This window comes from Povalibacter sp. (assembly GCF_036735925.1).
In the GTDB taxonomy this organism is placed as follows: Bacteria; Pseudomonadota; Gammaproteobacteria; order Steroidobacterales; family Steroidobacteraceae; genus Steroidobacter.
Window position 1 is genome coordinate 23183 of record NZ_DAINNK010000056.1, and the last position, 12822, is coordinate 36004.

The following is a 12822-nucleotide window of genomic DNA, read 5'->3' on the forward strand; positions in this document are numbered from 1 at the left end:
GGTTCGGTGAACGTTTCGCATTGCTCAACTCCGTCGCTGCCGCAACAGCAGATATCGCCGCAGCGCGTCGTTCAGCGGCTGATCGCTCGGCAGCAGCGCGTAGTGCGCGCCGGTCGCGGCGGCGACGGAACGCAGGCCGTCGAGATGTTCTTGCAGCCGCTGCCGATAGCGTCGCTGCAGGAACTCCGGCGACACATTGAGGTGCGTCTGCGTTTCCAGGTCTTCGAGGACGACCGATTCATCCCACTGCGGCTGCAGTTCCTGCGGATCGAGCACCTGGAAGATCATCACGTCATGACCTTGCGCGGTCAGCGGCTGCACGACACGGGTCATCGTCTCCGGCTTGCAGTACAGATCGGAGATGAGCGCGACGAGACTGCGTCGGGTCAGATGCTCGCGGAACCCGGCGAAGCTCGCGTCGAGATCGGTGCCGCCGCCGGCGGTGACCTGATCCACCGTGTGGATCACCGCCTGCAGGTTGCCGCTGCGCGCCGGACGCACCTCGCGCAGCTTGTCGTCGAAGACGATGAGTCCGACGGGATCGTGCTGACGCGCGGCGAGGTAGGCGAGCGCGGCGGCAACGAACTTCGCGTACTGCAGCTTGCTGACGGCGCCGGTGCGCGAGGCGTAGCCCATCGAGGCGCTGGCGTCGAGCAGGATCATGAGGCGCGTGTTGGTCTCGCCCTCGTAGCGACGGATGTAGGTGCGGTCGGTGCGCGCATAGACGTTCCAGTCGACGAAGCGCGGATCGTCGCCTTCGGCATAGGCGCGGTACTCGCGGAATTCCTGGCTGAAACCGAAATGCGGCGAACGATGCAGGCCGGTGAGGAAGCCGTGCACCGCCGTGCGCGCGACCAGTTCGAGGTTGGCGAGACTGGCGAGGGTTTCCGGTGACAGCAGGTGACGAGTGGCATTCACAAGAGTGCCCCCTCCCTGCCCTCCCCCGGCGACCGGGGGAGGGAAAGAGATCCGGCCCCCTCCTCCGCGAAGCGGGGGAGGGTTGGGGTGGGGGCGTGCAATAGCACGAGCTTCACCGCACCACATCCTTCAGCACCGCATCCACCGTCACCCCATCCGACTCCGCCTGGTAGTTCGTGAGCACGCGATGCCGCAGCACCGGCAAGGCCAGCAACTGCAGGTCCTCCTCGGTGACGTGATAGCGGTTCTGCATCAGCGCGCGCGCCTTGGCCGCGAGGCACAGGAACTGCGTGGCGCGCACGCTGGCGCCGTAGCGCACGTAACGTCGCACCGATTCCGGCGCGCCCGCCTCGGCCGGACGCGTGTTGCGCACGATCTGCACCGCACGCTGCGTGATCTGCTCCGCGACCGGCACCTGCCGCACCAGCCACTGGTATTGCAGGATTTCCTCGGCGCTGGTGCAGGCCTCGATCTTCGGCAGCTGCGTGCGCGTGGTGTTGCGATGGACGACTTCCACCTCGTCCTTCTCGTCGAGATAGTCGAGCAGCACGTTGAAGACGAAACGGTCGAGCTGCGCCTCCGGCAACGGATACGTGCCTTCCAGTTCGATGGGATTCTGGGTCGCGAGCACGAAGAACGGCGGGCGCAGCGAATGCGTCGTGCCGCGCACGGTGACGGAATGTTCCTGCATCGCTTCGAGCAGCGCGGCCTGCGTCTTGGGCGGCGTGCGATTGATTTCGTCGGCCAGCAGGACGTTGGCGAAAATCGGACCGGGCACGAAGGTCCAGCGGCGATGGCCGGTGGTGATGTCGTCCTCGATGATGTCGGTGCCGGTGATGTCGGTGGGCATCAGATCGGGCGTGAACTGCACGCGTTTGAACGTGAGCCCGAGCGCGTCGGCGAGCGTGCGCACCAGCAGTGTCTTCGCGGTACCGGGCATGCCCGTAATCAGGCAGTGACCGCCGATCAGCAAGGTGAGCAGCAGATGCTCGACGACATCGTCCTGCCCGACGATCACCTTGCGGACTTCGTTGCGTATCGCGCCGAACTGCGCGTGGAATTTCTCCACCAGCGCGGCGGCTTCCTCCGGCAGCACCTGCGACGCAACGGCCGAGGCTTCTTGTGTCGACGTCTTCATTCCTTGCGCTCCTCGATCATCTGCAGCAGCAGGGCCTGCGCGGGTTTGTAGTGGGGGGCGGTTTCGAGCGAATCGAGCAGGTGACGGCGGCTGGCGACGAGATCGCCCTGCGCACGCAGCGCGCGCGCCATGCCGAAATGCGCCGTCGCCGGATCGTGACTGTCGAGCGCGAGCAGCACCTGGAACTCGCGCAACGATTCTTCCGGCCGGCCCGCCGCCAGCCACTGCTCGCCGAGCTGACGGTGCTGTACGGCATCGAGCGGATCGGCGTAGTTCACGGCGGCGAGGACCTCGGTCGCCTCGGCAGTGCGATTCGCCTGCACGAGCCAGCCGGCCAGCTGGCGCAACGCTGCGGGCTCCCAGCCGCCCAGGCGGCGATAGCGCAGCAGTGCATCGATCGCTTCATTGCGACGACCGCTCTTGTCGCTCGCGAGCGCGAGCAGCAGGTACGCGCTGTCGTCGGCGACGTCTTCGGGATGGATCTCGATGGCAGTGCGCGCGGCGCCGATGGCGTCTTCCCATCGTTCGGCTTCGATGGCCTTGCTGGCCGCCTGCGCAGCACGCCGCCATTCGTCGAAGCGGTTCAACACGCCGGCATAGCGTTGCTGCAGGAACGCCTGGAACTCGCGATCGAACGTTTCCGCCGGCACCTTCAGCGTGTTTTCGATGGCCTCGCGCGCCGTCGTCTCACGCTCGAACTGCCGCACCAGCGCCGGCAATTGTTCGAATCCCCAGCGCTGTTCGATGAACAGACAGACGAGGCCCGCCTGTGCGTACGAGACCTGTACCTGATTCGGATACTGCGGACGGATGAAGCCGGCATCGAGATCGGCGATCGGCAGCAGGCGTTGTTCGCGCATCGCCACGATCACGTCGGGCGTGATGACGACGCCGGGCGTCGGCCCCGTGCGCCATTCCTCGAACACGGAAATGCCTTCGCTCAGCCAGCGCGGAATGCGGTTGTCCGTCATCGACAGCGTGAAGACGTGCGCCATCTCGTGCCACAGGGTCGTGCCCCAGTGGAAGTCGCCGGTGGCGCGACCCGACGGACTGTCCATGACGACCAGATCGCCGAACGTCACGCCGAGCAGGCCGATGCCCGGCAGCGCCGCGACGCGCACGGCGAAGTCATCGTGGTTCGGATACAGCTCGACCGTCAGCGGCCGCGTCGGCCGGTAGCCGTAGCGCCGCGAGAACGCGACGATGCTGTCGCGCGCGATCTCCATGACATACGGCTGCAGCGCCGCCGCTTCCCTGGTGTTCAGTCGCAACCGCAGCTCCACTTCCGCGGCAGGCGCAGTGGCCGTGGACGGCAAGGCGAAGCGCGTGGAGGTCACCTCGATTTCATTGACGCGATCGAGCAGACGCAGCGTGTTGACCGTGGTCGGGCTGTAGGGATCGCCTTCGTACGCCTTCTGCAGATGCACGCGCGCGGCATCGATCTCGCCGAACCGCAGCAGGTTGGCGCCGAGATCGGCGTGCGCCGACCACAACGTCGGCTGGACTTCGATGGCCTTGCGCAGCAACGGCGTGGCCTCGGCATAGCGACGGCGCATGACTTCGAATCGGGCCAGCGATTCGAATACCGCACCGTAGTGCGCGTTGTAGTTGAGCGCGCGCATCACCCACGGATCCTTGAGCATGGCGGCGCTGTCGCGACCGCGTGCGAGATCGAGCGTGGCGCGCGCCGAGTACAGTTCCAGCAGCGGCAGTTTCGAGTCTGCGGCCTTGGCCGCGCGATCGAGCGACCTGTCGGCATCGTCGAGCCGTCCGGCCTCCAGCGCCATGCGTGCGGCGAGCAGATGCGCCTCGAACAACCCGTCGTCTTCCTGCAGCAGCGCCTCGATCAGGCGTTGCGCTTCGCCGTCGAACCGGTCCGCATACACCTGCGCGAGCGCCAGCCGGCCGTAGACATCGTTGGGCGACAGTTCGAGCGCTTCGCCCAGCAGCTTCTGGGCATCGGCATATTGATGCGTGCTGAGATACAGCCGCGCCCAGCGAACGCGCGCGTGGATCAGGCGCTGATTGCTGCGTACGGCCTCGCGAAAGAACCGGTTGGCCCGTTGCAGGTCGCCGATGCGCCAGGCGGCTTCGGCGCGCGTCACCGAGTTGTAGGGGCCGTTGAGCAGGCGCACGTAGCACTCGCGCGCCTCGGCATCGCGCCCGCGGTAATAACTGTCGTCGCAGGCGCGCAGTTCGTCGGGGCGGCGCGGGTCGTAGTCGATGGCCTGCGCGACGGTGGTGGAGGCGAGAGCAAGGAAGAAGACGAATGGCCGCAAAAAGGCGCAAAGATCGCAAGGCCAGAGAAAGAATTTTTTTTCTTTTCCGACCTTGCGATCTTTGCGCCTTTTTGCGGCCATTATCCTCTTCATGGCACTTCCTCCGGCTGCACCGCATCGATCTGCCGCTGCAGCAGCGCGAGTTTCACGAGGACGCCGTCGAGTTCGTCGTAGTACGCATCCGCCTGCAGCGATGGCTTGCGTTCGCGGACGCCGTCGAGTTCGCGTTCGATGCGCACGCGCTCGGCATACAGCGCGTTGACCGCCGGATCGGTCGTGACGCGCGCCGCAGTGCCCATGCGCGAGACCTGGAAGCGCGCCGGTTCGGCGCCCACCATTCTCGAATGCTCGGTGGCGAGCAGTGCTTCGGACTTGAACGATTCGGCGACCTTGCGCGTGGCGTAGTCGTACGCCTCGGTGACGGTGATGATGTCGTCCTTGTTGACGTCGGCATCGAGCGTCGTCAGCGCGGCCGCCCAGTGTTCGGCGAAGCGCGTCGCGGTGCGTTCGCCGCCGCTCTTGGTCGCCGCGATGACGATGCGTCCGTCGCGCTTCCATGCGTCCAGGGCCGCGCCGCTGGCGCTCGTGGCATTGACGATGAGCTGATGCCGGGCGGGAATCGCATCGAACAGGGTCGCGAGTTCGGATGCAGTGAGATCCGGCCCCGGCAGGTTGAGTCGATACTGCTCACCGTCGAAGCTGCCGTGGCCGATCAGCGTGACGATCACGGCATCGTCGGCCGTGGCCTTCGCCGCCAGCTCGCGCAGCGCACGCCGTACCGATTCGCGATCCGCTCCGGCTCCCGACAGCACCGTCGTATCCGCATCCGTTCCAGTGAGCTGGCGCGCCGCCCCCGCGAGCCGGTCGGCCTGCTCGGCGAAGCGCTTCTCGTAGCCGGACTCGCCGCCGAGGCCGCTGATGATGAGGGAGTGAGTCGCCGCGTGAGTCAGGCTGGCAAACAGCAGGAGGAAGGGCGACAGGCGGCTGGCAATAGAGGGCGACAGGCGACAGGCGACAGGCGACAGGCCAGAGAAGGAGGGGGTATCGCAGACCTCCGGCCTGTCGCCAGTCGCCTGTGGCCTGTCGCCCTTCTTCCTCACAGCCTCCCCCACTTCAACCGCAACAGCCATTCCACCGCGAGCAGCGCGAGCAGCGCGAGGAACACGACCGGCAGGTTCCACAGATCGAGCGTCTGCCGTTCGACGATGCCGGCGCGCGAATAGGGAATGGCGGCGGCGAGTTGATCCAGTTCGTCGAGTTTCCAGTAGCGGCCGCCGGTCATCGCGGCGATGCGCGCGAGGACGGCCTTGTCCTGGCGCAGCCCGAAGTGTTCGAGCAATCCTTCGTTGCGACGCACGTACGCGGTGGCGAACTGCAGATCGCCATCGGGGGCGCGCGCAGACATGTCAACGCGATACAGCCCGGTCGCGGGCGCATCGAAGCTCGCGACATAGCGACCCGGGCCGGCATCCGAGGGCTGCATGGGGACCCTGAAGGGTTCGTCGCGTTCGGGAGCGACCAGCAGTTCGACCTGCGCGGCGTCGATCGGTTCGAAGCGTGCATTGCGTAACTCGGCTTCCATGCGGATCTGGCGTTCGTCGTCGTAGACGGTTTTCTCGCTGGCCAGCGTGACGCGCGGCGTTGCGCCGTCGGCAATGGCATGCGCGAGCTGACGCCAGAACAGTTCATGCCGTTGATCGTCCGGCGCGAGCCGCATCTGCCAGCGCAGGGTACTGGCCGTGCCGAGCACGTACGTCGCGCCCTGGCCGAACCGCTGCCACACCAGCAACGGTGCCGTGCCCTGTTCGGCGGTCGCTTCCAGCAGGACGATGGCACCGGGTTTGAGGCGGCCGAGCGACTGGTAGTCGGCGAGTTTCGGCAGGCTCTGCCACTGCTCTGCATTGCGCGCCGGTTCGGCGTCGAATCGCGTAATGGCCGAGTCGGCCGCATACGGCGTCGGCCGGACCGAGGCCGTGCGCTGCACGAAACTCTGTGCCTGACGGTCGGGCAGATGCAGGGGCAAGGTCTGCGACAGTGCCGTGCGTTCCCAGCCGCCGGCCGACAGGCCGCGGCTGCCGGCGAGCAGCAGGACGCTGCCGCCGCGCCGATCGACGAACTGGCGCAGCAGCTGATGCTGCTGCACCGACAGGTTCGCGGCATCGAAGCTGCCGATGATCACGGCGTCGTAGGCGAACAGTTCGGCGGGATCCGCGGGAAAACCGTTCTGCAATTCGTCGCCGGAGCGCACGCCCTGCCGGAAGTATTTGTTCGGCGTCGTCCGCACGGCACTGGTCAGTTGCAGCGAACGTTCCGGCTCCACCGCGCGTCGCAGGAACTTGTACTCCCAGCGCGGTTCGCCCTCGACGTACAGGATGCGGCGCCGCTCGACCGGCACCGACAGCACCTGCGAGCGCGTGTTGTTGAGAACGTCCCGTTCGCCGTCGAGCGCATCGAGCGTGAAGCGCAGATCGTGGGTGCCGGGGGCGCCCACCGGAAACTCGATGCGATGGCTGCTGACCGTCGCGGTCGCGGGCAGCTCGAGCGCCTTCGCGGCGAGCAATCTGTCGTGATCGTAGACGCGCAGTCGCGTCGAACCGGGCGCGTCGTGTCGAATGCGTACCGACGCGGTCACCGTCGAGCCCGATGGCGCCACCTGTGCGACCCGCACCTGATCGAGTTCCAGATCGTGCGGAATGCTCTCCGCACCGACGCCGACGGTGTGCACGGGAACGCCGAAGGCGGCGATTTCCGCCAGACGTTCTTCGCTCAGCGTCTGGCCGTTCTCCGCGCCGTCGCTGAGCAGGACGACGCCGGCGAGCGGCACGCTGCTGGCCGTCTGCAGCAATTGCACGAGCGAATCGCCGATGCGCGTCTGCGTGCCCGGCGCAGGCATGGATTCCAGCGACGGTAGCGATTCGGTACGACTGGAAAACGCAAACAGCCGGACTTCGAAACTTTTCTGCAGTGCCGCCAGTGCATTGGATTGCAGGGCCGCGACGGCATGCTGCAGTCGCGACTGCGGCGCATCGGCGCCGGGATCATCGGCGATGGCCATGCTGGCCGAAGCATCGATCGCGACGGCCAGTACGTTCTCGCGATCGCGCACCCGTTCGACGTGCAGAACGGGACGCCACAGCAGGGCCAGCGACAGCGCCACGAACAGCGCCTGCAGCGTACCGATGATCGCCAGCTTGCCGGCCCCGATGCTGCGCCGGCGCAGCAGGGACAGGACGATCAGGACCGCGCCGGCAGCGACACACACCCACAGAACCCAGCGCGGCCATCCGCTCGCAAAGGCGAACGTGCCGGTTCGCCAGGCCCACAGCGGATGCGTGAACAGCAGTTCGAACACGGCTCACTAATAGTTTATGGCCCGGGTTCAGGCAAGCACGGAAAATGCAAAGAAATGGGCATGGGAGTGCGCGGCCTGCTCCGGAACCCGCTACGGGCTCATGCGTAGTGAGTTGATGGACGCCGATACGCGATCATGCGGTCGGCTCGCCGCACCGGAGGAATCCCGCATGACAGCCAGCAGCGCCGGCCTGCACGAGGACGCCGAGAAACTGCGTCCGGAAACCATCGACCGTCATCGCGCGGTCGCCTCGCTCATGGAAGAACTCGAAGCCGTCGACTGGTACGACCAGCGGATCGATGCCGCCAGCGATGCCGAACTCAAGACGCTGCTCGCGCACAACCGCGACGAAGAGAAGGAGCATGCGGCCATGGTGCTCGAATGGCTGCGCCGCCGCGATGCCAGGCTCGACGAGCATCTGCGCACGTATCTGTTCACCGACAAGCCGCTGTTGCAGATCGAGCACGAAGCGGAACACGGCGCCGATGCCGGCGGCGCCGCATCCGACGGATGTCTGAACATCGGCAGCCTGCGCAAGTGACGGAGAATTTCCGATGAACGACCTGCTGCGCCCTCTCGCGCCGATCTCCGGCGATGCATGGAAGGAAATCGACGCGGAAGCGTCGCGCACGTTGAAAGTGCTGCTGGCGGCACGCCAGCTCGTGGATTTCAACGGTCCGCTCGGCTGGGACAGCGCCGCGATCTCGCTGGGTCGTGCAGAGAAACTCTCGCCGCCGCTGCAGGACGGCGTGGCATCACGCGTGCGGCAGGTGCAGCCGCTGGTGGAAATCCGCATTCCGTTCGAGGTGCAGCGCGAGGAACTCGAGGCGATCGGGCGCGGCGCCCGGGATCCCGACCTCGATCCGGTGCGCAATGCCGCGCGCGCCGCCGCCATCGCAGAGGATCGGGCGATTTTCCAGGGGTATGACGCGGCGCGAATCCAGGGCATCTTCGATGCGAGTGCGGATCGCGGCCTGACGATTCCGGAATCGTTCGAGGGCTATCCCGACATCGTCGCCGAAGCGACGCATCGCCTGCGCAGCGAAGGCGTGAACGGTCCGTACGGCATCGCGCTCGGACCGCGTTGTTACACCGGACTGACGCGCAGTACCTCGCGCGGCTATCCGATCATCGATCATGTCCGCGAACTGCTGGATGGTCCGATCGTCTGGGCACCGGCCGCCGACGGCGCCGTCGTCATGAGCCTGCGCGGCGGCGATTTCGAGCTGTCGGTCGGCCAGGATTTCTCGATCGGCTATCTCGATCACACCAGCACCTCCGTGCTGCTGTACCTGCAGGAAAGCTTCACCTTCCGCGTGCTGTCGCCCGAGGCCGCGGTGCCGTTGACGTACGCGAAGCGCAACGGCAGCTGAGCAGCAATCTTCGTCTTCTGTGGGGCCGGCTTCTGTGGGGCCGGCTTCAGCCGGCCTCTTTTCGGAAGTCAGGCTGAAGCCTGACCTACAGAAGCAACCGAAACCAATCGATCGTTTGTCATACGAATTTGCGCTAATGCGCGTCTCGTCCGCACTGTATAAGTGCGGATGCCAGCGAATCTCGTTCACGCGCTGAGCACGTCCGGGCGTCCAGACGCGTCCTGGCCTGAGAAATCCGGCCGCGCGTGCTACGGCACGGGACTTGCTCTGTTCGAGTATCGATTCGCCCAGCCACCGACTTGCACTGCCGCCCGACCGCAGTGCCGTTCGCAAGCGCAGCCAGCCATCGCCCGCGCTCATTCACCGAAGCCGTAAAAATTTGTCATCGATTCGACACCGTCGCAGCGTTTGATGGTCTCACTCGTCAGGCTGTCGCCACCGCTCACGACGTCACTTATGCGTTTACCGTCACTCAAATTCCTCAAGACTTTCCAGGTCGCCGCCGCGCGCATGAGCTTCAAGGCTGCGGCGGAAGAACTGTTCATCACGCCGTCGGCCGTGAGTCATCAGATCAAGGCGCTCGAAGAACAGCTCGGCGTGCCGCTGTTCGAGCGCGGGCCGCACTCGCTGACGCTGACGGAAGCCGGCAGGCACTACCTGCAGCACCTCGACATGATGTTCACGCGCCTGGAAACCGTCACCGAGCAGCTGCGCATCCGTTACAGCCGCGGCGTGGTGCGCCTGCATCTGCCGCCGTTCTTCGCCACCGAACTGCTGCTGCCGAAGCTGCCGGCGCTGCTCGAAGCGCAGCCCGACACCGACATTCACATCAACACCGCGCTCGCGCCGCTGCAGACGCATCCTTCCGATGCCGACGTTTCGATTGCCGTGAACGCGATGCCGGAAAGCGGTCTGGACTGCCACAAGCTGTTTTCGCAGGCGTTCGTGCCGGCGTGCGCACCGACGTTGCTGATGCGCAGCCCGATCAACGCCGTCGCCGATCTCAATCGCCACACGCTCATCGTTCACGAAGCGCGGCGCGATGCCTGGGAACGCTGGGCACATGCCATCGGCGCACGCCTGCAGCCGAAGAAGATCGTGCGTTTCGACACGATGCATGCGGCCGCACAGGCCGCGGAGCACGGTGTCGGCATCGCGCTGGTGTCTTCGCGACTCGGCAACGAACGCTTTGCGCAGGGGTCGCTGGTGCGGCTGTTCGATACGGAACTGGAAACCGGCGAGAGCTACTTCCTGCTGTTACGCCGCGAAGACGCGCTGCGGCCGGACGTACATGCGCTGACACAGTGGCTGCTGAAGGAATTTCGCGTCGATGAAGACGAGGAGGAATCCGGTCCTCTCCTCCGCGCAGCGGGGAGGAGGAGCGCGTAAGCGCGACGGAATCCCCCGGAGAGAGGAGAGGGGTTAGGGTGGCGGTCTCGATGCAGCGTCATCGAATTGAAGCCGTCCGCTGCAAACGCGGCCAGCGATTCCCGCAATCGCCGCTGCATCTGTGACGCGGTTGTTACTTCCTTCGATGGCGCTGCGCGTCGGGTGAGCGAAATTCATCCGAGAGTGAAATCATCTCGTTTGTCGCACCGCAAAACGATTCGTACATTGGCACCGTCCTCTCATTCACCGCTTCGCGATTCGCGAAAGGATGTGTCACATGAACGCCGCCTCCCGTACACGCGCCCTCGTCGTCTCCGCCCTGCTGCTCGCGACGCCCGCGCTGAGCCACGCCAGCCAGGACGTCCCGGTGAATGCCTGCGTCAAGGCGTTCGTCAGCACGAGCCTGGAGAAGGAGCGTCCCTTCACCGTGCAGACCGAGGAATCCGTCGCCACGCCGCTCGACCACGCCGCGCGCGCGTTTCGCATCTCGCTCAAGGCCACCGGCAAGCACAGCGGCAAGCAGGTCGCGAAGGCGACGTGCGTCGTCGATCGCAACGGTGTCGTGCTCGCGCTGAACGGCAAGCCTTACACCGACGTCGGTCAGGAACAGATCCTGAGCGCACGCTGATGCACGTACGGCAGGTCAGGCTTCAGCCTGACTTGCAGGTGAGTCGTCAGGCTGAAGCCTGACCTGCAGGAAAAACGTCTTGTGTGGGGCCGGCTTTCCCGCGGGATTTCCTTCGGTCACAGCCGGCCTCCGATTTCTTCACTCCGGGATTGCACGAGGTCAAATCCCCCTGAGCCGAGTGTGGACATGGATGCCGCTCCCGGAGTGAATTTTCTCCTCGCTGCGCCTGTTTTCGCGCACTGGCCAAGCCGGCCCGGCGCGTGCGACGATCCGTGCGTTCGGACGCGCACACTCATGCCCTACACCCAGCGTGAATCCACCGACTCCGTGATCCTCGAACCGGCCGCGCCCGCAACCGCTGCGGTCATCTGGCTGCACGGCCTCGGCGCCGACGGTTTCGATTTCGTTCCCGTCGTCGATGAACTGAAACTGCCGGCGACGCTGGCGGTTCGATTCGTCTTCCCGCATGCAGCGCCGCGCCCCGTCACCATCAACAACGGCTACGTCATGCGCGCGTGGTATGACATCCAGCAGCTCGGCGGCGGCAGCCTCGTCGAGGACGACGCCGGCATTCGCGAGTCGGCGCGTCTGGTGATGCAGTACGCCGAACAGCAGCATGCTGCCGGTGTTCCGGCGAACCGGCTCGTCATCGCCGGCTTTTCGCAGGGCGGCGCCATCGCGCTGCACACCGGTCTGCGCTATCCGCAGCGGCTCGCCGGCATCCTCGCGCTCTCGACCTATCTTCCCCTGCGCGCCTCGCTCGCCGCGGAGGCGGCGCCGGCCAATCGCGACGTGCCGATCCTGATGTGTCACGGCACGTACGATCCCGTCGTGCCGGCTGCAATGGGCGCGGCATCGCGGGATGTACTGCAAAGCCTCGGCCATGCCGTGGACTGGCGCATGTATCCGATGGAGCACTCGGTGGCGCTGGAGGAGATTGCCGATATATCGGCGTGGCTGCAGGGATGCTTCTGAGATGAGATCGAATCGGGCGTCCCTTCCTCCGCGCAGCGGAATCTCTGTAGGTCAGGCTTCAGCCTGACTTCCTACAAAAGGCCGGCTGAAGCCGGCCCCACAATAGGAGCCCCCCTTAGTCCGGCTGCAGCAGGCCTGATACAGTGCCCGCCCTGAAGCAGCGGTGCGATCGCCGGCTGCCCCACCGACGATTCCTTTCGTGACCAGAATTTCTGACGCTTATCGGCGCCTGCCGGGAAACGCGCGCGGCGCTCTGTGGATGCTTGCATCGGCCATCACGTTCACGGCGATGACGATGCTGATCAAGTTCCTGGGTGAGGACTATCCCGCCACGCTGCAGACGTTCTATCGCCAGCTGTTCGGGCTGGGCGTGATGGTGCCCATCATTGCGCGCAATCCACGGGCAGCATTCCACACCACGCGACCGGGCATCATGCTGTTCCGTGCCGCGGCCGGTACCGTGGGCATGATCCTCGGTTTCTATGCCTACCAGAAAATGCCGCTGGCCGATGCGAATGCCCTGTCCTTCACGCGCACGCTGTGGCTGGTGCCGCTCGCAGCCTTCGTGCTGAAGGAACAGGTCGGCCCGCGGCGCATCGCGGCGACCGTGGTCGGATTCCTCGGCGCCCTGCTGATGCTGCAACCCGCCGCGCAGGGCGAAATGGGCTGGCCCGCCATCGCGGCGCTCGTCGCCGCCCTGCTGATCGCGCTGACCGTGACGGGCATGAAAGTCATGACGCGCGATCACACCACGACGACGCTCATGACCT

Annotated in this window: 11 protein-coding genes; 6 read left to right on the plus strand and 5 right to left on the minus strand. The window is 65.8% G+C overall.

Features of this window, described 5'->3' with window-relative positions; all coding sequences use genetic code 11:
• Window positions 1-24: 24 nt before the first annotated feature.
• The 5 genes from V7D81_RS16355 to V7D81_RS16375 form a co-directional block, all read right to left on the minus strand.
• Window positions 25-918 carry a DUF58 domain-containing protein gene (locus tag V7D81_RS16355; protein WP_324318182.1) on the minus strand — a complete coding sequence of 298 codons (894 nt, stop codon included), beginning with the start codon at window positions 916-918 and terminating at the stop codon, window positions 25-27.
• Between the two features lie 112 nt (window positions 919-1030).
• On the minus strand, window positions 1031-2056 hold the full coding sequence (locus V7D81_RS16360; RefSeq protein ID WP_324318184.1) for an AAA family ATPase: 1026 nt from the start codon (window positions 2054-2056) through the stop codon (window positions 1031-1033).
• On the minus strand, window positions 2053-4335 hold the full coding sequence (locus V7D81_RS16365; protein WP_324318186.1) for a peptidase MA family metallohydrolase: 2283 nt from the start codon (window positions 4333-4335) through the stop codon (window positions 2053-2055). The genes V7D81_RS16360 and V7D81_RS16365 overlap by 4 nt, the downstream gene beginning before the upstream one ends.
• An 89-nt stretch (window positions 4336-4424) precedes the next feature.
• A complete protein-coding gene (locus tag V7D81_RS16370; RefSeq protein ID WP_324318188.1) occupies window positions 4425-5465 on the minus strand; it encodes a hypothetical protein in 1041 nt (346 codons plus the stop codon).
• A complete protein-coding gene (locus tag V7D81_RS16375; RefSeq protein WP_324318190.1) occupies window positions 5432-7687 on the minus strand; it encodes a hypothetical protein in 2256 nt (751 codons plus the stop codon). The genes V7D81_RS16370 and V7D81_RS16375 overlap by 34 nt, the downstream gene beginning before the upstream one ends.
• A 169-nt stretch (window positions 7688-7856) precedes the next feature.
• On the opposite strand from V7D81_RS16375, the gene V7D81_RS16380 reads away from it, so the two are divergent.
• The 6 genes from V7D81_RS16380 to V7D81_RS16405 all read left to right on the plus strand — a co-directional run.
• On the plus strand, window positions 7857-8228 hold the full coding sequence (locus V7D81_RS16380; RefSeq protein ID WP_324318192.1) for a ferritin-like domain-containing protein: 372 nt from the start codon (window positions 7857-7859) through the stop codon (window positions 8226-8228).
• 13 nt (window positions 8229-8241) lie between these two features.
• Window positions 8242-9060 (plus strand): family 1 encapsulin nanocompartment shell protein, encoded by an 819-nt coding sequence (locus V7D81_RS16385; protein ID WP_324318194.1) that lies wholly within the window; start codon window positions 8242-8244, stop codon window positions 9058-9060.
• A 456-nt stretch (window positions 9061-9516) separates the two neighbouring features.
• Window positions 9517-10449, plus strand: coding sequence for a LysR substrate-binding domain-containing protein (locus tag V7D81_RS16390; protein ID WP_324318196.1), 933 nt, complete (start codon window positions 9517-9519; stop codon window positions 10447-10449).
• A gap of 277 nt (window positions 10450-10726) precedes the next feature.
• Complete coding sequence (locus tag V7D81_RS16395) at window positions 10727-11077, plus strand: hypothetical protein (RefSeq protein ID WP_324318197.1); 351 nt, start codon at window positions 10727-10729, stop codon at window positions 11075-11077.
• Window positions 11078-11371: 294 nt separating this feature from the next.
• Complete coding sequence (locus V7D81_RS16400; protein ID WP_324318199.1) at window positions 11372-12052, plus strand: alpha/beta hydrolase; 681 nt, start codon at window positions 11372-11374, stop codon at window positions 12050-12052.
• A 259-nt stretch (window positions 12053-12311) separates the two neighbouring features.
• Window positions 12312-12822 (plus strand): DMT family transporter (locus V7D81_RS16405; protein WP_349257677.1); only part of this gene is annotated, 511 nt, incomplete at its 3' end.